The organism is Gleimia hominis, assembly GCF_002871945.2.
GTDB classification, from domain to species: domain Bacteria; phylum Actinomycetota; class Actinomycetes; order Actinomycetales; family Actinomycetaceae; genus Gleimia; species Gleimia hominis_A.
The window spans coordinates 1,530,720-1,554,233 of sequence record NZ_CP126963.1 but is presented as its reverse complement, the minus strand read 5'-3'; the positions used below and the strand labels follow the sequence as shown (position 1 = coordinate 1,554,233).

Genomic DNA, 23,514 nt, shown 5'->3' with positions numbered 1-23,514 from the left:
CATAAACATTTGCGTCCATGGGGATTCCATCCTGGAAGGGAGAGCTGGGGTGGAATCCTCACCTAATTCCCCAGCAAAACCCACCGCGCACCAGTCGCACCGTGACGGGGCACAAAACCGCGTGTTTGATACGACTCGCACAAAAACAAAACGCGCGCACTCACTCGGGGCAGTGCTGCACTAAGAAACGCAACAGAGCTAACGCACCAGGTTTAGATAGTGGCTCGTTACCGTTACCGCACTTAGGGGATTGGATGCAGCGCGGACAACCGGCCTCACATTCACACGTGGCGACCACATCCAGCGTCGCCTCAACCCACTGGCGGGCATGCAACCAACCGTGGTTAGCGAACCCAGCGCCACCCGGGTAACCATCGTGAACAAAAACAGTGGGCGCATGCGTCTGCTCATGCTCCGCAGTTGACAAACCCCCTAAATCCCACCGGTCACACGTAGCTAACAACGGTAAAATCCCAATCGACGCATGCTCAGCAGCATGCAGCGCCCCAGGTAAAGCCCGATCCGCAACCCCCGCCGCGCGCACAGCCTCAGAATCAATCTCCCACCAAACCGCCACGGTCCGCAGCGTATCCGCAGGTAGTGCTAACGCAGTATTAGTCACAAACTGCAACCCCGGCAGGCGCAGCGTGTCAAAATCAGTGACCTGGCTCGTAACCTCAACATCACCAACACACCAACGAACCGCCCCGTCCGCACTCACCCAACTGTCTGCCTCACTCAAAATCTCCACGCTCTGATGCACAGTCGGACGCGTACGCAACCGGGTCGTCACCGGATTCACCAACGCAACCCGGCCCCCACCAGTACCGGCAGACGAACCAGATGCCCCCGGGGTGGCCGGCACTCGGGTGAGCTCACTAACCTGATACGTCCGCCCCTGATGCACATAAATCGCCCCCGGATGCACCTGCGAATGCGCCTGATCTGCATTCACAGTGCCAATCACCGACCCCGTGGACTCATCCACAACCTGCACCTCCCCAGCAGACCCGCGGATGTCCGTCAAATCCGACGGCCGCATCGGCAACGCCACATTCCAAAACCAACCCGCCGGGCGACGCCGCAAATACCCATGAGCCGCTAACTGTTCAAAATACGACACGTCCGGCAGACCAAACAGCTGCGCATCAGCCGGTGTCAACGCCAACTCGGCCGCAGCCGCACACAAATGCGGGCCAAGCACAAACGGGTTAGCGGGGTCAAACGTAGACGCCTCCACCTGCTCCAACAGCATCTGCGGGTGGTGAACCAAAAAAGAATCCAGGGGATTATCGGACGCAATCAACACGGAAACCCCCGCGTCACCGGAGCGACCCGCACGCCCCACCTGCTGCCACATGGACGCGCGGGTCCCAGGCCAACCAGCGGTGATGGTCGCATCCAACCCAGAAATATCAATCCCTAACTCAAGCGCATTCGTCGTCGCCAAGGCCCGCAGGGAACCGGTGCGTAAAGACTGTTCGAGTTCCCTGCGTTCCTCAGGCAAAAAACCACCCCGGTAAGCCGCCACCTGAAACCCACACCCGCGGGCTGCTAACTGCTCCCCCGCCTGTGCCGCCAGCGTTTCCGCCGCCCCGCGCGAACGCACAAAAGCCAATAGGCGAACGCCCCGCTCCACCAGGGCACTCACCAGAACAGCGGCTTCAGACGTGGCGGAACGGCGTTGGAACTCACCGCGCATAACGCCCGTGCCGTCCTGCGCCGCGGCAACGGCACGCAGGTACTCTTCAATCGGAACTTCATCCAGCATCTGCTGCGCGCCCTGCCACAAAACTAAATCGTGCGAACCAGCGGGGGAAGTGTCCTCATCCACGCAGGTAATCTGATCGGAAGAAACCCCAATTAAACGCGCCGCCGCATCTGCTGGCTCCGCGACGGTGGCGGACAGGAAAACGACCACCGGTTGTGCACCTAAATGGCGGGCGAGTCGTAGCAGTCGGCGCAGAACCATCGCGATATGCGACCCCAGAACACCTCGCCAGTAATGCATTTCGTCCACCACAATGTAACGCAACCGGGCAAGCAAACGCGTCCACCGTTCATGGCCGGGCAGTAGCACGTGGTGCAGGTAATCGGGGTTTGTTAACACGATGTCCGCTTGGGCTCGCGCCCAGTCTTTCGCCTCCGCAGCCGTATCCCCATCCGCAAGCCCAATGCGGGCCGCCAGCTGGTTACCGGCAAGCGCGTGCAAAGAATGCATCTGGTCGGCCGCGAGCGCTTTCGTAGGCGCTAAGTACAGGGCCGATGGACGGGCGTGCAGTGCGGATAGGCGCGTGGAATCCCCCTGTTCGACCGCGCTCAGAATCGGTGCCCACGCAACCATGGATTTACCTGATCCCGTGCCCGTTGCGACCACGGTGTGGCGGCCGTTCCACACGGCGTCCATGCCCTTTACTTGGTGGGCCCACGGTTTTGCGATACCGCGGGTTTCGAACCGGTTGCGTACCTTTGGGTGCACCCACGTGGGCCACGGCTGCGCCTGCCCGTCGCGTTGAGGAACGTGAATCGCGGTGATCAGACGGTCAGAACCGGCCGCGATGCGGGTGAGTACCTGTAGGATGTCGTCGCGTCCGGGCCGCTGTTCAGCAGCAGCCATGTTCGGTGTCTCCGATTTCGCAAGTTCCCATCCACCCGTGGCTTTGTGCCCGGTCTTTTTTAAACACCCACCACACCGTGTTGCGGACGAAGTCGATGGCTTCGTAGGTTTGTGACATGCCGACCACCAGGTGGGTTTGCAGTTGCGAGTTAGTCATTTCCACACCCACGTCCGCCACGTAGTTCGCCACTACTTTGACACCGTTTTCGTTGGGGCACGTGTAGACGGTTGGGAAGAATTCTTTACGGTTCCACGCGTCTGCGCTGGTGAAGATCGCGGGTTCGTATTTTTCTGCGGGCGCGAGCCCGGTGTGCCACACCAGGCGCATTGACATGAAGTTGGTGGCGGGGCACAGGGAGATCGCGAATGAGGAACCGTTCAACTCGACGCATCCGATGTTGGGTCCGATTAGGGTAAATAGGCCTCCGAGGTCTTCGGCGGCGTGGCTTATGCGCGCGAGGGTTACGGGCGTGCGAGTTTGTTCCGTGACTACCTGCGGGTTGGCCCGCCCCCGCGCGTGTGAGTTCCGTTGTTCGACCCGACCCCTCGCGTGGGGGTTGGGTTGTTCGGCCCGACCCTGCGTGCGGGGATTGGATTGTTCTACCCGACCCCGCGCGTGGGGGTTCCGTTGTTCGACCCGCAAGTTCGGCACGGGGTAGATGCGCGCGCTCTTGGAAACTTCACCTATTCCCGCGTTCATCATGCCGGCGCCCGGTTCCGTTCCGATTGTTTCCTCGCCACACGGTTCCGTTTCGATCGTTTCCTCGGCGCCCGGTTCCGTTCCAACTGTTCCTCTTTGGAGCGGGCAAGTTTGTCCCAGAGCCTGGTTGACTTCTCCTCCACTCGGGTTGGTTTCGTGCCATTTTCCTGAGGGGGTGTCTGTCCCAAAAGTAGTTACCGTCGGTGCGTGGGTTCCCGTTCCGGCATCGGCGGTGGGTTCTTCGAGTTCGCGGCTCACGTTGGCGAAGAAGGCGACCATGAGCGGCATGTTGCGCTCGAGCGTGTGAATAATGTGCGTGCCGGTGGTGCCGTCCGTTATCAGTGAGTTCGCCTCTGCGCACAACTGGTACTGGTAGTGGTCCACGTGCTCCAAGTACGCTTTGGGGATCGGGTGCATGCGGTTGCATTTACGCACCTGTTGGGCGAGTGCCTCAAAACTAGTAGGATCTTGCGCTATCCCACGCCAGCGCCCGCGGATCTGTAGTACGGACGGGGCGGCGATACGGATGGTGATTACTGCGTGGGAGGCTTCGAACACGAACCCGTCTTCGTGGGGTTTGAAAGGCAGGTCGATTACACTGCTGTTTAGAAACTCTTGGAGTTGGTGGAGGTTCAGATGGGGTTTATTTACCATCGTCACTCCTTTCCAAGAAAATTTCGGTCGTTCGAATAATGTCGTTACTAGTTTAGCGTTACAACTAAGGGGAGGCTTCCTCCCTTCTTCAGGCTAGAATAGTTGCTTGCGTTATGCGCGTTGGAGGGGTTTTAGGAGGATCTGGTTAATGACAATGGCACAAATAATGCGCTCTAGGGCGCAAGGCCGGCGGAACCTACGCGTGGCGTCGTTTGTGCTGATGCTAGTCCTACTTGTGGCTTTAACGATGTTCGCGGTGCGCAGCCAGTTGGGGCAAACCATGGATCAGGTGGCGCTAGATACGGTTGCGGCAACGGGCGCGCGCTTCCGGTGGGTGTCGGCCATTATGCAACGATCCGTGTCGCCTATCACAATTGGGGTTGGCACTGTTCTGGTGATGCTCGTGGCGGTGGTGGTGCGCCGCCCTGCGCTTGCACTGCGTCTGGGGGTGCTGGTGGTGGGCGCGAACGTCACCACCCAGGTTCTGAAAACGTGGGTTATCGCCCGCCCGTTCTTACATATTGGGGTGGACTTACCGAACTCGTTTCCCTCAGGCCACATGACTGTTTCACTGTCTTTATCACTTGCCCTCGTCATCGCGTGCAAGCAGCGGATTAGGTCTCTAGTTGCTTTGATCGCCGCCCTGGTGAACGCCCTGGTTGCGATCGCGATCATGGGGGTGGGGTGGCATCGGCCCGCAGATATTGTTGGCGCAGTAATTGTGGTGGCCTTGTGGGCGCTGGTGCTGGTACCTCAAGAAGAAGCGACGCTGCAACGCGACCCTACGGGAACTGCGATGCTCACCGCTTCGGGGGCATTAATGATTGTGCTGCTCGGCCTATTGACGTTGGCGAACAGTTTGTACTGGCCGGTAGTGAACGCGGTTGAGGGCGGCCAATGGGTGGAAGAAGCGGTGAAGGCCCATCATTGGCCCGCAGTTGCGCTGAGTGTGGAACTGATTGCGTTCGCTCTAAGCAGCGTGGTTTTTCTGCCTGCGTTCATCACTTATTTGCAAAGCGGACGCGTAAATGCGCCGCGGAATACGGGTAGTAAACCGCGGCGCACCAACGCTAAATCCCAGCGTCCCAGCCGGTAGAGCACCGTACTAACACTAAGGCGCGGCGCCCCGGTGGGGCGCTCCAGCCGGTAGAGCAATGCGCACCGACACGAGTGCGCGGGGTCCCAGTGGGGCGCGTTTAGTTTTACCGCTCTTGGGTGGACTCTGTTGCGCTCTTCCAGATGTTGATCCCAGAGTCTTTGGCGTGCTGATCAATCTGTTTAATCTCTTCGTCTGAGAACTCGAGGTTCTCGAGCGCTCCCAGGGAGTTCGCTAACTGTTTCACGGACGAGGCTCCCACGAGTGCGGAGTCGACGTGGACACCACCGCGTTCACGCAGCACCCAGGCGAGTGCCATCTGGGCGAGTGACTGGCCGCGTTCTTTCGCTATGTCGTTGAGTGCGCGAATGTGTTTCAAGTTCGCGTCCGACAGCCAGTCGGGGTCGAGTGATTTCCCTGCTGCTGCGCGGGAATCCTCAGGAATACCATCTAGGTACCGGTCGGTGAGCATGCCTTGCGCAAGTGGGGAGAACGTGATGGCACCCATGTTTTCTTGCGCGAGGGTCTCCAGAAGCTCATCGGTTTCAATCCACCGGTTCAGCATAGAGTAGGACGGCTGGTGGATCACCAGGGGGGTACCCAGGTCACGCATAATCGATTGGGCCCGTTTCGTGTCCGCCGCGGAGTAAGAGGAGATCCCAACGTACATGGCTTTCCCACTCGTCACCGCGCTGTGGAGGGCAAGCATGGTTTCCTCCAGGTCCGTGTCCGCGTCGGGCCGGTGGGAGTAGAAGATGTCCACGTAGTCTAGGCCCATGCGGTCGAGGGACTGGTTCAGGCTTTCGAGTAGGTATTTGCGTGAGCCCCCGAATCCGTAGGGGCCGGGCTGCATGTCCCACCCGGCCTTTGTGGAGATCACGATTTCGTCGCGGTAGTGCGCCAGGTCTTCGTGGAAGATGCGGCCGAAGTTCTTTTCTGCAGAGCCGCGTGGGGGCCCGTAGTTGTTCGCCAGGTCGAAGTGGGTGATGCCGTGGTCGAATGCGTAGTGGACGATGTCGCGTTGAGTTTGGAGGGGTTTGTCGTCACCGAAGTTATGCCAAAATCCAAGCGAGATGGCGGGGAGTTTCAGCCCGGTTGTGCCGAGGCGGCGGTAGGGCATTTTATCGTACCTATCGTCAGAAGCTTTGTAGAGATCGGCACTTTCTGTTAGTGGAATCATGGAGTCCTCCCTTATTTTGTCGACATCTTAACTTCTTATTCTTTTTACTATTTTATAAGAATGTGGGTGGCGAATAATGCATGTTCCCTTATAGTTTAATGTGTTGAGGCGATAGTCTGGCATCGGTAGCATGCGAACTCGAAGGAGAATACTGTGGATCCAAACCTTGCGAAGAAGGCCGCTGATCCGAACACCCCGCTCGACGAGCTTTACGATATTGCGATTGCGCATCCGGATTTGCGCCCCCAGGTGGCGGGTAACCCGACGGCGCATGAGTATCCCGCGTTGATTGAGTGGCTGGGGGAGCTAAATGATCCACAGATTGACGCTGCGCTAGGCAAGCGTGCTGGCACTGAAGAAGCCGATCAACCCGCGCAAGCTGAGTCCGCGTCGCAGTCTGCTGAACCTCAGCAGTCTACTGCACCTTGGCGGGGTGAAGAACCTCAGGAAACTGAAGTGGTGGAACGCGACCAGGACGTGGAACAGACCACGTTTTTACCGCCCGTGGATGATCGTGAGGGCGGGCAAACGGAAGCGTACCCGCCGGCGTATTACCCGCACGGAACGCAGCGGGCGTACGGGGAAGCGCAACAGTACGAGCAGAACCAGGTGGATGAGTTTGCGCAGGGCAGCCAGTATGCGGCGGCCGCAGCGGAGCAGGAACAGCAGTACCAGGAGGCCCCGCAGGGCGGTTCGTCGAATACTCGAATAGCGGTGGTTATCGCCATCCTCGCGGTGGTTGCAGCGGTGATGCTGGGGTTGTTCGTAGCGACCGTGACGGGGTATTTGACTTGGGGGAAGACGGACGAATCACAGCCGGCAGCGTCGGAGTCCGCGTCGGCAGAACCCACTTCGGAACCCGAAACTCCGCAGGCCACTGAAGAGGAAGAAACGCCGGAGCCGTCGGAAAGCCCTTCGAGTAAAGAACCGGGGTACCCGGCTCCAGCGGGAGCGGTTCGGGCTGCTGCTTTTTACTCGCCGTCGGAGAATATCCGGTGCACGATTCTTGCCGATCAAGACAAAATGGCGTGCCAAGTTTACGAATCTGTTGAGGATCCGATTGGCGGTGGGCAAATCTGTGGTGGTACCGGCGGGTTCGCAGTGGAAGGCACTAAAGATGGAAGCCGGTCCATGTGCGGTGACCTGGGGCTGGCAGACGACATTAAACTTTTGGATTACGACAAGGCCGCCACGTTCGGTAACTACGCGTGCGTGTCCCGTTTTAAAGGCATGAGCTGCTGGAACACGAAAACCGGCAAGTCATTCGCGGTTTCACGCCAAGGCTGGGCCAGCGGCAGCGATGGTGAAATCGCAGAAAACGCCTTCCCCTGGGGGCAGTAACTGTCGTTTCGATCCCAGCTAGCCCGGGCCGGTATCTTTCGTTTCCCCCGGAGGTCCCGGCCGTTAGCTTGCTAGAGCGCTTGGTCAGCAGCTTGCAGGATGTCGGACACGTTGCCTTCAATCCGCAAGGTCGCGTAGTTGTCGGCCGCGGTGGGCCCCAGGTTCACGATTGCGAAGTCTGCGCCAGATTGCAGGCCCTCAGATACTACCCACAACCCGGTACCAACCAGAAGTGACGTGCCTAAGGCGAGTACGACGTCGGCGGCCGCGGCTGCTGCGTAGGCGCGGGACATAGCTTCCATCGGCAGCATTTCCCCAAAAAACACGACGTCCGGTTTCAGCACCCCACCGCACTTCGGGCATGGCGCCGGTTCAAAAGTAGACGCATCCGCACCCGCCTCATCTGCCTCAGCTAGAATCGCGCAGTGCGCTGGATCTGGGTCATCCACCACACTGGGGTTCAACTTCCGCATCCACTCATCCACGTCCTCACGCGGAAACTGCGAACCACAACTAGTGCATGTCACTAGGGCGAACGTGCCGTGCAGCAGCATCGGATCCTTTATCCCAGCGCGCGCATCTAAGCCGTCCACGTTCTGCGTCGCCACTCCGTTCACGAGACCTTCGGCCTGCCACTTCGCCACCACGCGGTGCGCGGGCGTGGGTTGCAGGCGGGTGACGGCACGCCAAGTTTCCTGGTTGCGCTGCCACACCCAACGTTGCCACTTCTTGTCGGACATGAACAGGTCGTAATCCACCGTGGGGGTTCCGGAAGATCCGGTGCCGCGGTAATCCGGTAAGCCCGCGTCGGTTGACATGCCGGCACCAGCTACGATCATGGTGGTGCGCCCGCGCATTAAGTCCGCTAACTGTTTACCCGCTTCTTGTGTTGTTGAGGTCATATCCCCATCATAGGCACAAATAAAAACTCGAGGGTCCAGCCAGCTTTCCTGTGACGTCGGTGCTTATTCTTGCCCGGGCAGTAGCTTGCAGTTTTCCGGCTTGCTGATTTGCGCGTTCTTGTCTTGCAGCACGGTTTTCGCCTGCTCTGGAGGAAGCATGTCAGAGAAGTTTTCGCCAAGCAGAATCGTGAGCTTGTCGTTGGGGGAGGCCGAGAACTTCACTTTCGCATCTGGGAACACGCGGGCCAGTGAGTACGCCTGCGCAACGTGGTCGGCATCTGCCGTTATTTGCGTGGCCCCGTAGAACTGCCCAACGTAGTTACCCGTGTCCGTAACTTTCACCCCGTAGCTTTTGAGCGCGTCTTGCACCGAGTTCGCAAGCCCAGATCGAGACGTGGCGTTTAAAATAACCGCTTTGGTACCGTCTAGTTTTACGCCCGCGGCATTTTCTGGAGGGCAGGGCACGTCTCCGCTTTTTTCAACGTACTCGGTGCTTTCAGAAAAGTCTGAGATGAAGGGGATGCGGATGGTGCCTGCTAGAACCAGGATGGAGATGAGGGTAACCGCAAGCATCACGACCGCGATTACGGTGAACACTTTGCTTTGGCGGGCTTCGCGGAACGCTCGGTACTGTTGCCGCGGCGTTAGTGTGGGCGCGGGGTTGCCAGGAGGGGGCGGGGTGTTGTTGCTCGGTGCAGTCACGGATCCTAATTTACCTGATCTGGAGGATTTACCGGATCTGGAGGTTAAGCGGCGCGCCACCGGTTCGCCAGCTGAGTGAGGGCAATGTTGATGGCCACGTAAATCACTGCGATCAGCGCGTAGGTTTGAATGTAGGAGTTTGACTGCGCGGAATACAGCTGCCCTTGGTGCATCAGGTCAGCGTAGGAGACGACGAAACCGAGGGTGGAGTCTTTGAGTAGCGACACGAGCTGGGTCAGCAGGTTGGGGGCCACTAACCGCAGGGCTTGGGGAATCACGACGAGCCACGACACTTGGTTCGAGCTCATCCCCAGTGATAGCGCAGCTTCGGTCTGCCCACGTGGAACAGCTTGAATGCCGGCGCGGAACACTTCGGCAGTGGTGGCGGAGCAGCTGATGATCATGGGGACCACCAGCACCCAGAACGTGGGCAGGTTAAGTCCGTACCGGGGCGCTGCAAGCAAGAACGCGTACACCAGCAGCAGGAGGGGAAGGGAGCGGAACACTTCCACCCAACCGCCTACAGTTAGGGATACGACCCGGTTTTTTGACAGGCGCCCGAGGGCAAGCAGTAGTGCCAGGGGGAAGGTGAATACGGCGGCCACCAGGGTGGCGGTGATTGTGCCCAGTGCACCGCGGCCAAAGAACCTCAGCAGGTCGGGCTGTAGAAATGGGAGCCACTTGTCGGGTTCCAGCTGGTAGTTCCACCACAGTTGGTACCAGCCGCCCGCGATCGCGAGGGCAAGCAGGACGACGAACACGGCGGAGACAATGAGGATGTTGCGCCGCCCTTTGGGGCCGGGTTCGTCAAAGAGTATCCGGGTGGGGGTAACTTTGCGCCCTTGGCCGGTTTTGTTCTTGAGGTTGGCGTTGCGTGTGCTCATGCCATCTCTCCTTGTTCCTGTTGGAACCGTTCCACCGCGGCGCGGCCTTCCCGTTTGGTGGGGCGGGAGAACCGGCGGTCTACACGGCGTTGAAGCCACACGCCTAATGCGCCGCCCCCGAACGCGATCGCCAGGTAGCAAATGCCAGAGACCACGAACATGAGTACCGCTTCGGCGTAACGCAGGTTCAGTTGCTGGGTTATGTTCGTTAGTTCCGCAACTCCCACTGCGGATGCCAGTGAGGTACCAATAACTGTTCCGATAAAGACGTTAACCAGTGGTTGAATCATCGATGCGAATGCTTGTGGCAAGATTACGTAACGCAGTTGTTGGAACATGTTCATCCCCAGGGCGCGGGAGGCTTCCGACTGCCCAACCGAAACCGTGTTGATGCCTGACCGGATGGTTTCGCACACGAACGCAGCTGAAGATAGGACGACGGCGAGGGTGGCGGCGGTGAAGAACGATAGTTGCAGGCCCGCGTCGGGCAGGGCGAAAACCGTGAGGATCATGAGGGTCAGCAGCGGGATGTTACGGAAGAATTGCACGTAGAGGGTGCCGAACCCCCTCAGGACGGGAACGGGGCTGACCCGGAAAATGGCGATTATGGTTCCCAAGATTAGGGCACCTATGTAGCCGAGCGCGGCCATCGCGAGGGTGCGGCCGAGCCCGGCTAACAGTAGGTCTGCGTTATTTAGAACAATCTGCATCTAGGTACCGTTAATTCTCTTGTGGCCGTTATTTTTGTGCGGCCTTCCCGAAGTCCCCGATGGTGGGTGGTTGCGGGGCGTTCCCTTCCATGAAGGGCCCCACTGTTTGTTCCCACAGGCGTTTCCACGAGCCGTCTTCTTCAATAGTCTTGAGGAATTTGTTGACGAACTCTTTGGCTTCCGGCTGGTCTTTGGGCAGGCCGATGCCGTAGAGGTCTTCGGTGAATGGTTGGCTGGCAACTTTCAGTTGTTTGTTCTGCTCGTTCGCCACGGCGGACAGGAGCATTGCTTGGTCTTGCACGTATGCGTCTACGCTGCCTTGCCGCACCGCTGTCATGCACGCGGCGTTGTCTGCGAACGTGGACACTTGCGCGCCCTCAACGTTGTCTTGGATGAAGGGGATTGCGGTGGAGTTAGACTGGGCAGCAACTTTTTTGCCTTTGAGGTCGTCTAGGCTCTTGATGCTGTCGTTGTCGGATTTCACCATGATCGCGAGGCCGGAGGAGTAGTAGGGGCCTGCGAAATCTACTTTGTTTAACCGCTCTGGGGTTACGGAGTAGGTGGCGATCACGGCGTCTACCGCCCCGTTTTCGAGGGAGGGCTCGCGCGTGTCGGGCGTCATGACGGTCATGTCGGCTTGGTTGCCGATGTCCGCATTTTCACCGCCGAGGATGTAATGGGCGAGTAGGTGGGCGATACCGGCGTCGAATCCGGTGTCGCGTCCGGTGGCGACGTCTTGGAGGGAGAAGATGGGGGAGGTGGAGACCCCGCCGTAGCGGAGTTTACCGCGCTCTTTAATGGCTTTGGCCCACGCGTTGTTTTCGATTTCGTCGTCTTCCGCAACGGGGCCTTGGGCGGCGAGCTGGTCGAATTCGTCGACGGTTATGCGTTTGCCTTTGGTGGTTTCGTTTTGTGAGGTTGCGCTGGGGTCATCTTGGGCTTGAGGGCGTTCGGCGGGGCCGGAGCAAGCGACCAGTCCCATCATTGTGAGTGCTGCGGCTGCGGCGGCAGCGGTAACTCTACGTAACTTCATCTCTTGTTCCTTCCTATTTTTCTTTGCCTACGTTGTTTGAGTGTCCCAAGATGGTGGAGAGGAAATCTTTGGCGCGTTCGCTCTTGGGGTGGGTGAAGAATTCTTCAGGCGTGTCTAGTTCTACGATACGTCCATCGTCCATGAATGCGACTTTGTCGGCGACGTGCCGGGCGAATCCCATTTCGTGGGTGACGATCAGCATGGTCATGCCGTCGTCAGCTAGTTCTGAGATCACGTCGAGTACTTCGGTGATCATTTCTGGGTCTAGCGCCGAGGTGGGTTCGTCGAACAGCATGATTCTGGGTTTCATTGCGAGGCACCGGGCGATCGCGACGCGTTGTTGTTGCCCGCCTGATAGTTGCGAGGGGTAGGAGTCTGCTCGGTCTGCTAGGCCCACGCGTTTTAGGAGGTCGCGGGCAGTGGTGCGGGCGGCATCGGGTTTTTGTTTCCGAACTTTGATGGGGGCGAGCGTTATGTTTTCGAGCGCGGTTTTGTGTTCGAACAGGTTGAAGGATTGGAATACCATTCCGATGTTTGCGCGGATGTTGGCGAGTTCTTTACCTTCTTGAGGTAGTGGCTTTCCGTCTACTTCAATGGAACCCGATGTGATGGTTTCGAGTCGGTTGATGCAGCGGCAGAGTGTGGACTTGCCGGAACCGGAGGCGCCCACTAGGGCGACGACTTGTCCCTCGTGAATATCTAGGTCCACACCTTTGAGGGCTTCGAAGTTACCGAAGCTCTTATGCACGTTTCGAATCTGCACTAAAGGAGTGCCTGCTTGCGTTCTCCGCGTGGTGTTTGCCTGCTTTCTACCCATGTTTAAACCTTGGCACGGAACAGTGGTTTATGCGCGATTTGGTCGCGTTTTGAGCGGTAACTCACCCGATTATGGGTTGATTTGGCGCGGTTTTTTCGCTGTCAGTGATAGTACTAGACTTTCCGCTTGGTGCTGACATCAGGCGCGTTCAACGAGTTCGGATAGGGAGCGGTATTCAGTTCGTTTCGTGTTTTGCGAGTTGGCGGCCAGTACGTCTTCGACGGGGATTTCTTCTTTGGAGGGGCGGGCGGCGAGCAGGGCCCAGAGGATGCATGCGAGGTCAACGATTTCTTGCATGAATGCACCGACCACGGCGGGCATTATGCCGGCGGCACCGATGATCATCAGTAGTATCGATAGGCCGATCCCAATGCCGATTGCTTGCATGGCGACGCGCATGGTGCGTTTGCCGATGGTGATGGTGCGGGATGCGCGGTAGATGTCGTCGTGCATTACCACTACGTCGGCGGATTCGGAGGCGGCGGAGGAGCCGCGTGCGCCCATCGCGATTCCCACGTCTGCGGTGGCGAGCACTGGGGCGTCGTTGACGCCGTCACCAACTGCGGCTACGGGATGGGAAGCGGTTTTAACGGTGTCCACTTTCTGTTTGGGCAGTAGGGAGGCGTGCACTTCGTCGATTCCCACTTCGTGGGCGATGGACTTTGCGGTGGTTTCACCGTCACCGGTGATCATCATGACGTGTTCCACCCCGGAGTTTTTGAAGGTTTCAATTGTGGTTTTCGCATCCTTGCGTAACACGTCTTGCATTACGAACGCACCGGCCCACTGGTTGTCAATGCGTATGTGGATGAGGATTTGTCCGGCTTGAGGTTCGGGGGCGCGTTGGTTTTGGTCGAGCCAGCGGCCAGAGCCCACTTCGACGAGTTGACCACTGACGGTGCCGATTACGCCTTTACCAGTTTTTTCTGACACGCCGGTGGCGGGTGGAGTCGGGGTGCCGAGTTCTTGTGCGGCGGTGACGACTGCGGCTGCGAGCGGGTGAGAGGAGTGGGTTTCCACTGCCGCGGCTTTTGCGAGCACGTCTTGGGCGTCGAAATTTTGGTCGATTAGGATGCGGATGAGTTCGGGGTGTCCGTGGGTGAGTGTTCCGGTTTTGTCGATCGCAATGGTTTGGATTTTTGCGAGGCGTTCGAGGGTGCCGGAGTCTTTGATGATGATGCCTTCTTTTGCGGCTCGGTTCATGCCTGCGAGGAAGGCGACGGGCGCGGCGATGAGGAGTGGGCAGGGGGTGGCTACTACGAGCACTTGGGCGATGCGCACTGGGTCTCCGGATATCCAGAAGGCTACCCCTGCGATTATGAACGCGATGATGGTGAAGGGAACAGCTACGCGGTCTGCGAGTCGCACCACGGGAGCTTGTGAGTCCTGCGCTTGTTGAACGAGTTCGATTATCTTTTGGTATTCGGAGTCTGCGGCGCGGGCGGTGGCGGTGATGGTGATGGCGTCGGAACCGTTTACTCCGCCGGAGAGAATTTTGTCGCCTTTTTTGTGTTCGACGGGAAGTGGTTCGCCCGTGAGGGAGGATTCTTCGGTTAGTGCTGTGTCGGATTGCAAAGTGCCGTCTACGGGGATGACTTCACCGGGGCGGATGAGGAGGTGGTCGCCGATTTCGATGGTTTCGATTGCGACGTCGGTGGGGATGTCGTTGCCGTCTAGTTTGTGTGCGGTGGTGGGAGCGCCTTCGAGGAGTCCGGTGAGTTGGCTGCGGGCACGTTGACCAGCGTAGTCTTCTAGGGCTTCACCGCCGGACAGCATGAGGCAGACGATTAGGGCGGCCCAGTATTCGCCTACGAGGACGGTGGAGATGATTGCGGTGATTGCGAGCAGGTCGACGCCCCATGCGCCAGCCATGATTTCTTTAACCATGTTCCACGCAAGGATTGCAGCCATGATGAGTGCGAATGCGGAGACGTACCATTGGACCCACGGCTGGTGTGCCCACGCCATGGGGGCTGCGGTGATTCCGACCGCGAGGGTTGCCGCTAGTTCTGGGTAGCGTTTTAGGAAGCTAACAATTCTTTGCATATTCTTATTGTTCTTGAAAACCAGCAGAATATCTAGCAAGACAAGGCTGAACTAACCGCGTGATAGCAAAGTAAAGGATATCCTAACATGAGTTAGGTTAGGCGCGGCTGGGTGTAATGCGTAGTGTGCCTTGAGGTGTAAAAGGATCCCTCATGTACCCGGCAGAGCTACCCTATCCTTGCTGCCTTCCGGCCCTGGGGAGGTTCAGGAGATACCGTCACACGAGGGATCGGCCTCTAGTGTACATGATCGGCTGGGGGTGATGCGATGCTGCGTGTGTTGTTTAAGTGAGTACGGCTGAACCAAACCCATGTTAAACTCGTATCCATAAGTGGTTGCCGACTATCGAAATAACTTAACGTAAGGGAGCGTTTGTGATGGGTTTCGCGGAAGACATTAGCCCTGCTGCGGCGTCGGTAGCGCAGGTTTTGCATGCGCGGGGATCTGCCACTATAAGCCAGTTGGTGGAACGCTTGGATAGCTCGCGACCTACTGTTAAAGCGGCGTTGGATGCGTTGATTCAGCGTGGCGTGGTGGATGAGTTGGAAGAAAACGTGGCTACGTCTGGGCGTCCCGCTTCGAAGTACCGTTTGGTCGCTGGTTCGATGCTCACACTTGGGGTGTGGTTGATGGACAATCGGATCGGGTTTTCTCTGGCGGGTCTGGATGGGGCGGTTTTACGGGTTCACACGGGCACGTTGGATTCGACATTGTCGCGTGAGGCGCGGTTTGAGCGCGTGGTCAAGGCTGCGAATGAGTTTTTGCAAGGCGATGAGCCTGAGTTGGTTTCCGTTGCGGTAACTGGCGTGGTTGATGGGGGAGTTGTTAGTCGTTCTGAGATGGTGCCGCAGTGGGCGAATTTTCCCCTCAAGAAGCGGCTCGAAGACGTGTTTAACTGCGATGTGTTGGTGAATAACAATCTGAATCTTGTGGCGTTGGCGGAGTATTCTGCGCGGCCGGGCGGGGCGGATTCGGGTTTGTTGTATGTGGATATTGGTCAGGCTGTTAACACGGGTTTGGTTATTGATGGGCGGATTCATGAGGGCGTGGGTGGCAGCGCTGGGGAGATAGCGGACTTCCTGGGGGCAGAGCTTAATGCCCATGCGGGGCAGGCGGATGCGTTGACTCGTACCAGAAGAATCGCGTTGTCGATTGGGGCGGTGTGTGCGGTGGTGCGGCCGGAGTGTGTGGTTTTGGGGGCTGCAGACCTGGTGGATGGCGAGCAGGTTGAGGAGGTGAAACGTGAGTTAACGCGCATGCATCGCAATGGGGCGCCGTCGATACCGATTGTGGGGAACGCGTTTGGGGCTGAGGCGGCGTTGGTTGGGGCCACGGTTCTTGGCGTTGAGCAGTTGGTGCAGCGTTTGTTTGGCGCGCCTGCGGTGGTGCGGTTGAAACCGGAGTCGGTGAGTACGGTGCGGGCGGCGTTTCCGTCTGTTGCTTTGAGCGGGCCGGTGGGTTCGCAGCGTCGGCTGCGGGTTGCGGTGATTGGTGCGGGGGCGCGTTCTTCGTTTGCGTTGGAGGTGGAGCGTGCGGAGTTGAATGCGCAGATTGTGTTGGTGTGTGATCCGCATCCACTGGCGAAGCAGCGGGTTAGGCAGCAGTTGGGCCGGGATATTCCTGTAGTTAAGACGATTGCGGAGGTGGTTGATGCGGATATTGATTGTGCTTTTGTGTTGACGCCAGATTTTACGCATGCTGAGGTGTCGATTGCGCTTCTTGAGGCTGGGGTTGCGGTGTATTTGGAGAAGCCGATGGCGATTTCGGTTGAGGATGCAACGCGGATTCTTGATGTGGCGTATCGGACTGGAACGCGTTTGTACGTGGGACACAATATGCGGCATATGGCGGTGGTTCGGGCTATGCGTGATGTGGTTACGAGCGGTGTGATTGGGGATATTAAGGCGATTTGGTGTCGCCATTTTGTTGGGAATGGGGGTGATTATTACTTTAAGGATTGGCATGCGGATAGGTCGAAGAGCAATTCGTTGTTGTTGCAAAAGGGCGCGCACGATATTGACGTTATGCATTGGCTGGGTGGCTCGTACACGAAAGTGGTTACGGCGATGGGACAGCAGTCGTTGTATTCGCAGATTGAAGACCGGGCGGATCGGAGTGACCAGCTGATGGGGGAGTTCTTTTCGTTAGAGAACTGGCCGCCTTTGAGTCAGAAGGGCCTCAACGAAATTGTTGATGTGGAGGACTTGTATATGGTGAACATGCGGTTTAACAATGACGTGCTGGCATCATATGTGCAGTGCCATTACACACCTGATTACTGGCGTAACTACACGGTGATTGGCACGGATGGGCGGTTGGAGAACTTCGGTGATTCAGACGGTGGTGTGGTGAAGGTTTGGACGCGTAGAACTACTTACTCTGCAAAAGCAGATTTGGAAATCCCGATTGTGGGCGACGAGCGGGGACACAATGATGCGGACAGAAAGAAAGTAGCTGAGTTCATTAATTTCATCCGTGGCCGTGCCTCTATTGACGCGAACCCAATCAACGCGTGGAACGCAGTCGCAGTAGGCGACTTAGCAACCCAATCACTACGCAACAACTCAGAACTAAAAACCGTACCCGAACTGCCTGAAAAACTCTTGCAGTACTACGCGAATAATCAAGCAATCTCGCCAATGAGATAACAAGGAAAAAAATAATTAATTAACAGGAGGACCAAAGATGTTTTTCCCTAAATTACGTAGAGTTTGCGCGGTCGCCGCGACTGTGCTGCTTCTTGCCGGGTGTTCCGGAGGAGGTGATGCCGGCGGTGATAAGACTCAGGATGTTAACGCGGACACAAAAGCCAAGCTGAACATTTCCATTTGGGACAAGAACCAGCTTCCATCGCTAAATAAGATGATTGAAGGATTCAACAAAAAGTATCCGAAGATCGAAGTGAAACCGTCGGTAGAGGACTACGACAACTACTGGCTCAAAATGCGTACTCAAGCTGAGAGTGACAATCTCCCAGATGTCTTCTGGATGAACGGTCCAAATTTCCAGCTTTACGCATCAAATGGGCAACTTGCTCCGCTCGAAGAGCTTGCTAAGAATAAGCAAGTAGATAAGGGTAAGTACCCTGAGGCATTAGTTGATTTATACACCTACGATAATAAACTGTATGGCGTTCCCAAGGACTTCGATACCATCGGCGTCTGGTATAACAAGAAGCTTCTGAAAGAGGCCGGAGTTGATGAGCCGAAAGATAACTGGAGTTGGGATGAGTTCCATGACGCAGCAGTAAAAGTGGGTGAGCATTTCAAAGATAAAGGTATCCACGGCGTTGTGACGAATATTGTGGGGTCAGGGCAAACCAGCTATTACAACACGGTTCCTGCGTCTGGAGGATCTATTCTGAAAGATGGGAAGTCCGGTTATGATTCGCCAGAAACCATTAAAGGCCTACAGTTGTGGGCAGATCTCATTCACGATGGGGGTATGCCACAAACGAAAATGATGTCTACCACGTGGCCAATAGATATCTTCTCGTCCGGTAAAGCCGCAATGCTGTGGGATGGCTCCTGGGTAGCTGGCCCTCTTAAAGAAAAACTCGGTGATGATGCTGGAGACTACAACGTAGCTTACTTACCAAAAGTTAAGAACATGTCGACAGTAATCCATGGCATGTCGTGGGCCGTGTCATCAAAAACCAAGCAAATGGCTGCGGCTCAAGCACTTGCGGCATACTTAGGGTCTGAAGAGGCCCAGCTCGTTGATGCACAAATGGGAACAGCAATTCCGGCATATGTAGGAACTCAAGATGAGTGGCTGAAGGTTGCTCCGGATTGGAATCTCAAGGGCTTTATCGACTCTGCGGAGAATAACTCAGTTCCATACCCCGTTTCTAAAAATACATCGGCGTGGAACGAGAAAGAGAACGAAATTCTCGTGCCCGCGTTTGATGCAGGCGGCTCAATGGAGGACGCCGCTAAGACGCTTGCTTCAGAGATGAATGATCTTTTAGCTAAAGAAAAGTAGTTATGAAAATAACGACTAATGGGCGTGGGAGGAGCGTCGGCTCCTCCCACGCCAAGAAAAAGAAAACCGATGGCTGGTGGCCCCTCTTATTCATTGGCCCGCTGATGCTAGGAGTGGTTGTTTTTTACCACTACCCGATTGTAAAGAACTTTTACATCTCCTTCACGCAATCAGGCGCCTTTGGAAACAACGTTGAATGGGTTGGTCTGCAGAACTTTAAGAACCTGTTCGCGAACTCAGATTTCAGCTCAGCGCTGATGAACAACCTAATTTACGTAGCGGCGATTCTGCTCGGCATCCCACTCGCGCTGGTGGTGTCAGCACTATTAGCAACTCCAGGGCTGAAAGGGGCACGCATATATAGAGGCATGTTTTTCTTGCCCTATATAGCAATGCCTGTTGCGGTTGCCCTTGTGTGGAAACTGCTACTTAACGGTGATTTTGGTTTGGTAAACCAAGCTTTATCGAAGTTTGGTGTTGAGAATCCGCCTTACTGGTTGACTACCCCCGGTTTTGCACTTGCAGCAGTGTGTCTATTTGGGGTTTGGGCATCGATAGGCTTTAACGTCATCATACTGTCAGCTGGGATATCCGGTATTCCCCATGAGTTATATGAAGCAGCGTCGCTAGACGGAGCAGGAAAGCGACAGCAATTCTTCTCAATTACTGTTCCGTTGCTAGCTCCTTCAATTTTTCTCTTGACCGTCGTGCAGACCATCAGTGGATTTCAGTTATTCGATGCTCTATTTGCACTTATGGGGACTAATAATCCAGCGTTACCACATACTAAATCATTGGTGTACTTGTTTTACTCTGAGGCATTCACCAACAACGACAAAGGCATGGGAGCAGCAGTGGCAGTAATTATTCTTCTGATAATAGGTGGAGTCACAGCTTTTCAATTTCACATCCGTAAAAAATGGATTGACCAATGAGAAAACGTAGTAATAACTCTCTTTTCCTTGTCCATGCAGCTCTGCTGGGTGGCGGTTTCATAATGGCGTTCCCATTCCTGTATCAGTTGCTCATGTCGGTTTCCACAGATGCGCAAATTTCATCTGTTCCACCGACATTGATACCAGATTCTATTCATATTGAGAACTATGCGAATGTTTTCAAGGAAATCCCATTTGGAAACCAGTTTGTGACTTCAGTATTGATCACAGTTATACGTACGATTACGCAGTTAGTACTGTGTTCTATGGCTGGGTACGCATTCGCGAGAATGAACTTTCGCGGCAGGAACTTCCTCTTTGCGTTACTGCTCATAATTCTGATGGTGCCAGGGCAAATATATCTGATTCCCCAGTACCAGATAATACAGAATTTGGGATTATTGGATACAGTTGCGGGAATTGTCATGCCGGGTCTTTTCTCGGCATTTGGAACATTCCTAATGAAGCAAGCATTTGAAGCTTTACCGAAAGAATTAGAAGAGTCAGCACGAGTGGATGGTGCAGGCCATCTTCGGATCTATTGGAAAATAATGCTGCCTTTAGTGCGTCCATCGCTTTTTGCGGTGGGAATAACGACCGTTCTGTGGTCTTGGAATGAGTTACTTTGGCCTCTGGTGGTTACCAGCCGACCGGAATCCATGCCGCTATCGGTTGGAATAGCTACCCTTTCGGGGTATCGCGTCTCTGAGTATGCACTAATGATGGCTGCGTCCACGCTTGCAATGCTTCCCATTTTTGCGCTCTTTTTCTCCATGCAAAAACACGTAATAGAAGGATTAGCCTACACAGGTATTAAGGGATAAGAATGATGCTACGTTCGAGAGTATTCAAATCTGCTGTTTTATTGCTATCTGCCGCGTTTGTATCGACGTTTGCAGTGGTGGTTGATACCGATGCAGCTGAACTTAATAAGGGTCTATCCACTTATAGTGCTCTACCACCTTTCGAAGCGCCGATAGATCGAGATACCCCTCAAAAGGAAGGGTATGTGCTACTCGCATCGGATGAGTTTAATACGAAGGATATTAACCACTCACTTTTCCTTGATGAGTATTTACCGCACTGGTCTAACGGAGAAACACGACCAGACTATGTTGTGAATAATGGAACACTTAAACTGCGGTTAACAAAGAACCGAGCTGGTTGGGATCCAATTAAAGACCCTGGTACTAAAGTGTCTTCGATCCAAACTTACGAAAGAGATGACTTGCACAGGTGGGCTGATTACGAAGGGCCTATTCGTGAAGTTCAACATTTTCGCGGGCACCTGCAAAAGTATGGTCATTTTGAGCTGAGAGCGCGTGTAGCAAGGGGAAGCGGTTCACATACTGCGTGGTGGATGATAGGTGCAAACCAGGGAGAAGCCGAGCACTCAAATGTTGATGGTCGCGAAACTGGGGAAGTGGATGTTTTCGAAATTTTGGGTGCTAAGGATGCTACAGGGGGTCAGTTTTCAGTTCATCCGTGGAAGGATACTCTTGGTGTATTTCCAACTAAGCAAAAATTCTCTTTACCCGGTGAAGAGAGTTTTGCTGATGACTTCCATGTGTTCGAATTTGACTGGGATGAGTCTGGGATGGCAATGCAGATTGATGGAGAATTGGTTGCGAAAACGCGCTCCACGATTGGGTACCCTATGTTAACCCTGTTGGGAATATATGAAAACGAACGAGGTGGATGGAACGGACAGTATGATCCGAGTGTTCCATACCCTAAAGAATTTGAGATTGATTATTTCCGTGCTTATCAGAAACAACCTACGCTTCCATACGAGCGAACAATCGCGGATGGCTACTTGCGTGGCAATACTAGATCGGATCGGTGGGTAGCCAGGTGGTTAGGTGGTGCAAACAATGATGCTACTTTGACTAACATATGGGTGCCCAAAGCGGGTGAGTATGTACTCACTTTTGAATACAGGTGTAAAGATCCGAGAGGATTTAGGGTACTTGTTAACAACACTCCTACTGCGGTTTTCGGCGGACTTAATACAGGCAGCTTTAAGGGAAGCTTTGCTAGGCAGCAAGTTCGTGTAGCTCTCAAAGAAGGTTTGAACGCAGTGAGTGTAGATAATCCGCATGGGCCTGCACCAGATTTCGGCAACCTAACAGTGGCAGAGTCCGATGCCGACTGAATTGTACGAATAGCAGCCGTATGTGGAAGCATGCCCTGTCTGCTTCCACATACGGTTCTAGTCACTTTGACCGTCTACTAAAGCCATAGTTCTTGAGGAAAATATGCGTTCATTAGTCCCCCATCCCGTTAGCGTGAAATGGCGAGAAGATAGCTTTCTATTAACTAAAGCATCAACAATAGGGCCGACAGATTCAAAGATCTGTGATGCTGTTCAACACATTCTTGCTGAGACAACCGGTTTTACGCTTTCAACGTCTAATAGTGCGGATATTGAGGTTACAAGTGAGACCAGCCTTCCGCCCGAAGGCTACCGTTTAAATGTTGAACATGGGAAGGTGGAAATCTTTGCTGCAGATTTGCGTGGCGCTATTTGGGCGGCTCAGACCTTGCTGCAGCTTGCTGATCCCGAAATATTTGCTGCTCCTTTCGCAAGAGAAAGCTGGAAGCTCCAAGGTGGTGAAATAGTAGATTACCCAGCATTCTCTTGGCGTGGTGGTTTGCTGGACACGGCTCGTCATTTCATTCCTTATTCAGATTTGTTGGTATTTTTGAAATGGCTTTCTCGCCATAAGATTAATGTCTTCCATTGGCATTTGACTGACGATCAAGGGTGGCGTTTTGCTAGTGATTCGTATCCGAGGTTAGCGGAGGTAGCGAGTTGGCGCCCTGAAACTGTTACGGACGCATGGGGCGGTGACCATGCGCCGCACGGAGGACTATATACGCCGAGCCAAATAAGAGCGATATCCAGGTACGCTAATTCGCTGGGCATTGAGGTTGTTCCCGAGATTAACTTTCCAGGTCATATGACCGCAGCATTAGCGGCCTATCCAGATCTAGGTGCATCTCCGAAGGCAGCGGATGTGAGCGGTAGTAAGGGGGTGCACGAGAACGTAATCAATTTTTCACGAGAAACACTGCAGTTTGTCCATACGATTTGGGATGAAATCCTCGAGTTAACTGGCGCCAAGTATGCCCATATCGGTGGTGATGAGGTTCCTACCACGCAATGGGAGAATAATGCTCATGTTATAGATTTTGCGCGGAAGCATGGCTATGCCCCTTCAAAAGTGCAACGTTGGTTTACGATCTACTTGACCGATTGGTTGAAGCAGCGGGGGGTGCAGCCTATTGGGTGGGATGAGGTTATTAACGGGGGAAGGATAGAAGGTCTTGCTTGCCAAGCATGGCAGAGTAGTCAGCGAGGATCGAAGTCCACTTCACTCAATATGCCTACTATAATGACCCCGCGTGCTTTTACGTATTTTGACTATTATCAATCGAAATCGATGAAGGAACCATATTCTATGGGGAGTTATCTTCCTTTGGAGAAGGCATATAGTTTCGATCCTTTGTCTACTATTACGGAAGACAAGAAACACCTCGTTTGGGGATCACAGTTTCAGGTTTGGACCGAATATATACCCGATTACAGGGGCGTGGAGTACGCTGCGTGGCCTCGAGGGTGTGCGTTTTCCGAGGTAGTTTGGTCCGGCGAGAAGAAAGCCAGTTACGCAGCTTTCCTGTCTAGGCTTAAAAAGCATTTGGAGCGCTTGAATGCTTCGGGGGTAAACTACCGTCCGCTGGAAGGGCCTAGGCCTTGGCAGGTTGGCGGTGGCTTTCGCAAACGGCCGAATGGGGAGCTTCTTGAGGAAGAGCCGTGTGTGAGTAGATAGAAAAAACAGATTGGTCTTCCTCCGTGTACTGTCTCCGCGATTAGTAAAGTGCTGAACTCTGCACGTGTGTCCTTTGACAC

18 protein-coding genes and 1 other RNA gene are annotated in these 23,514 nt (G+C 55.0%); 8 read left to right on the top strand and 11 right to left on the bottom strand.

What is annotated here, in order from left to right; genetic code table 11:
* Nucleotides 1-160: 160 nt before the first annotated feature.
* Complete coding sequence (locus tag CJ187_RS06875) at nt 161-2,617, bottom strand: DEAD/DEAH box helicase (RefSeq protein WP_199171106.1); 2,457 nt, start codon at nt 2,615-2,617, stop codon at nt 161-163.
* On the bottom strand, nt 2,604-3,971 hold the full coding sequence (locus tag CJ187_RS06870) for a hypothetical protein (protein WP_102216846.1): 1,368 nt from the start codon (nt 3,969-3,971) through the stop codon (nt 2,604-2,606). The genes CJ187_RS06875 and CJ187_RS06870 overlap by 14 nt, the downstream gene beginning before the upstream one ends.
* Nucleotides 3,972-4,119: 148 nt before the next feature.
* On the opposite strand from CJ187_RS06870, the gene CJ187_RS06865 reads away from it, so the two are divergent.
* Nucleotides 4,120-5,067 carry a phosphatase PAP2 family protein gene (locus CJ187_RS06865; RefSeq protein WP_102216845.1) on the top strand — a complete coding sequence of 316 codons (948 nt, stop codon included), beginning with the start codon at nt 4,120-4,122 and terminating at the stop codon, nt 5,065-5,067.
* A gap of 106 nt (nt 5,068-5,173) precedes the next feature.
* Here CJ187_RS06865 and mgrA read toward each other — a convergent pair whose 3' ends face one another.
* Nucleotides 5,174-6,247 carry an L-glyceraldehyde 3-phosphate reductase gene (gene mgrA, locus CJ187_RS06860; protein ID WP_102216844.1) on the bottom strand — a complete coding sequence of 358 codons (1,074 nt, stop codon included), beginning with the start codon at nt 6,245-6,247 and terminating at the stop codon, nt 5,174-5,176.
* A 153-nt stretch (nt 6,248-6,400) separates the two neighbouring features.
* On the opposite strand from mgrA, the gene CJ187_RS06855 reads away from it, so the two are divergent.
* Nucleotides 6,401-7,588: a hypothetical protein gene (locus tag CJ187_RS06855; protein ID WP_102216843.1), complete on the top strand. Its 1,188-nt coding sequence runs from the start codon at nt 6,401-6,403 to the stop codon at nt 7,586-7,588.
* A gap of 71 nt (nt 7,589-7,659) precedes the next feature.
* Here CJ187_RS06855 and CJ187_RS06850 read toward each other — a convergent pair whose 3' ends face one another.
* The 8 genes from CJ187_RS06850 to ffs form a co-directional block, all read right to left on the bottom strand.
* Nucleotides 7,660-8,490 carry a Sir2 family NAD-dependent protein deacetylase gene (locus tag CJ187_RS06850; protein WP_102216842.1) on the bottom strand — a complete coding sequence of 277 codons (831 nt, stop codon included), beginning with the start codon at nt 8,488-8,490 and terminating at the stop codon, nt 7,660-7,662.
* Nucleotides 8,491-8,553: 63 nt separating this feature from the next.
* Nucleotides 8,554-9,192: a LytR C-terminal domain-containing protein gene (locus tag CJ187_RS06845; protein WP_102216841.1), complete on the bottom strand. Its 639-nt coding sequence runs from the start codon at nt 9,190-9,192 to the stop codon at nt 8,554-8,556.
* 44 nt (nt 9,193-9,236) lie between these two features.
* Nucleotides 9,237-10,076: an amino acid ABC transporter permease gene (locus CJ187_RS06840; RefSeq protein ID WP_102216840.1), complete on the bottom strand. Its 840-nt coding sequence runs from the start codon at nt 10,074-10,076 to the stop codon at nt 9,237-9,239.
* Nucleotides 10,073-10,786: an amino acid ABC transporter permease gene (locus CJ187_RS06835; RefSeq protein WP_102216839.1), complete on the bottom strand. Its 714-nt coding sequence runs from the start codon at nt 10,784-10,786 to the stop codon at nt 10,073-10,075. The genes CJ187_RS06840 and CJ187_RS06835 overlap by 4 nt, the downstream gene beginning before the upstream one ends.
* A 28-nt stretch (nt 10,787-10,814) precedes the next feature.
* Nucleotides 10,815-11,819 (bottom strand): glutamate ABC transporter substrate-binding protein, encoded by a 1,005-nt coding sequence (locus CJ187_RS06830; protein WP_102216838.1) that lies wholly within the window; start codon nt 11,817-11,819, stop codon nt 10,815-10,817.
* Nucleotides 11,820-11,832: 13 nt separating this feature from the next.
* Entirely contained in the window at nt 11,833-12,636 is an 804-nt protein-coding gene (locus tag CJ187_RS06825) for an amino acid ABC transporter ATP-binding protein (protein WP_102216837.1), read from the bottom strand.
* Between the two features lie 138 nt (nt 12,637-12,774).
* Nucleotides 12,775-14,682, bottom strand: coding sequence for a heavy metal translocating P-type ATPase (locus CJ187_RS06820; RefSeq protein ID WP_102217066.1), 1,908 nt, complete (start codon nt 14,680-14,682; stop codon nt 12,775-12,777).
* A 138-nt stretch (nt 14,683-14,820) separates the two neighbouring features.
* An RNA gene (ffs, locus tag CJ187_RS06815) (signal recognition particle sRNA small type) lies at nt 14,821-14,916 on the bottom strand.
* A gap of 143 nt (nt 14,917-15,059) precedes the next feature.
* On the opposite strand from ffs, the gene CJ187_RS09420 reads away from it, so the two are divergent.
* The 6 genes from CJ187_RS09420 to CJ187_RS06780 all read left to right on the top strand — a co-directional run bounded on the left by CJ187_RS09420 (nt 15,060) and on the right by CJ187_RS06780 (nt 23,434).
* Complete coding sequence (locus tag CJ187_RS09420; protein ID WP_102216836.1) at nt 15,060-17,330, top strand: ROK family protein; 2,271 nt, start codon at nt 15,060-15,062, stop codon at nt 17,328-17,330.
* A 37-nt stretch (nt 17,331-17,367) separates the two neighbouring features.
* On the top strand, nt 17,368-18,666 hold the full coding sequence (locus CJ187_RS06800; protein ID WP_102216835.1) for an ABC transporter substrate-binding protein: 1,299 nt from the start codon (nt 17,368-17,370) through the stop codon (nt 18,664-18,666).
* Between the two features lie 2 nt (nt 18,667-18,668).
* Nucleotides 18,669-19,601, top strand: a complete 933-nt coding sequence (locus tag CJ187_RS06795) for a carbohydrate ABC transporter permease (protein WP_199171105.1) — start codon at nt 18,669-18,671, stop codon at nt 19,599-19,601.
* Entirely contained in the window at nt 19,598-20,425 is an 828-nt protein-coding gene (locus CJ187_RS06790) for a carbohydrate ABC transporter permease (protein ID WP_102216834.1), read from the top strand. The genes CJ187_RS06795 and CJ187_RS06790 overlap by 4 nt, the downstream gene beginning before the upstream one ends.
* Nucleotides 20,426-20,427: 2 nt before the next feature.
* Entirely contained in the window at nt 20,428-21,756 is a 1,329-nt protein-coding gene (locus CJ187_RS06785; protein WP_102216833.1) for a family 16 glycosylhydrolase, read from the top strand.
* Nucleotides 21,757-21,859: 103 nt separating this feature from the next.
* The gene (locus CJ187_RS06780) at nt 21,860-23,434 is read left to right on the top strand and encodes a beta-N-acetylhexosaminidase (protein WP_102216832.1); all 1,575 of its coding nucleotides are present in this window, start codon (nt 21,860-21,862) and stop codon (nt 23,432-23,434) included.
* The last annotated feature ends 80 nt before the right edge of the window (nt 23,435-23,514 follow it).

Coding starts and splice junctions, on each gene's coding strand:
- CJ187_RS06875 (WP_199171106.1), bottom strand. CDS start 2,617: ATGGCTGCTGCTGAACAGCGGCCCGGACGCGACGACATCCTACAGGTA.
- CJ187_RS06870 (WP_102216846.1), bottom strand. CDS start 3,971: ATGGTAAATAAACCCCATCTGAACCTCCACCAACTCCAAGAGTTTCTA.
- CJ187_RS06865 (WP_102216845.1), top strand. CDS start 4,120: ATGACAATGGCACAAATAATGCGCTCTAGGGCGCAAGGCCGGCGGAAC.
- mgrA (WP_102216844.1), bottom strand. CDS start 6,247: ATGATTCCACTAACAGAAAGTGCCGATCTCTACAAAGCTTCTGACGAT.
- CJ187_RS06850 (WP_102216842.1), bottom strand. CDS start 8,490: ATGACCTCAACAACACAAGAAGCGGGTAAACAGTTAGCGGACTTAATG.
- CJ187_RS06840 (WP_102216840.1), bottom strand. CDS start 10,076: ATGAGCACACGCAACGCCAACCTCAAGAACAAAACCGGCCAAGGGCGC.
- CJ187_RS06835 (WP_102216839.1), bottom strand. CDS start 10,786: ATGCAGATTGTTCTAAATAACGCAGACCTACTGTTAGCCGGGCTCGGC.
- CJ187_RS06830 (WP_102216838.1), bottom strand. CDS start 11,819: ATGAAGTTACGTAGAGTTACCGCTGCCGCCGCAGCCGCAGCACTCACA.
- CJ187_RS06825 (WP_102216837.1), bottom strand. CDS start 12,636: ATGGGTAGAAAGCAGGCAAACACCACGCGGAGAACGCAAGCAGGCACT.
- CJ187_RS06820 (WP_102217066.1), bottom strand. CDS start 14,682: ATGCAAAGAATTGTTAGCTTCCTAAAACGCTACCCAGAACTAGCGGCA.
- CJ187_RS09420 (WP_102216836.1), top strand. CDS start 15,060: ATGGGTTTCGCGGAAGACATTAGCCCTGCTGCGGCGTCGGTAGCGCAG.
- CJ187_RS06800 (WP_102216835.1), top strand. CDS start 17,368: ATGTTTTTCCCTAAATTACGTAGAGTTTGCGCGGTCGCCGCGACTGTG.
- CJ187_RS06795 (WP_199171105.1), top strand. CDS start 18,669: ATGAAAATAACGACTAATGGGCGTGGGAGGAGCGTCGGCTCCTCCCAC.
- CJ187_RS06790 (WP_102216834.1), top strand. CDS start 19,598: ATGAGAAAACGTAGTAATAACTCTCTTTTCCTTGTCCATGCAGCTCTG.
- CJ187_RS06785 (WP_102216833.1), top strand. CDS start 20,428: ATGATGCTACGTTCGAGAGTATTCAAATCTGCTGTTTTATTGCTATCT.
- CJ187_RS06780 (WP_102216832.1), top strand. CDS start 21,860: ATGCGTTCATTAGTCCCCCATCCCGTTAGCGTGAAATGGCGAGAAGAT.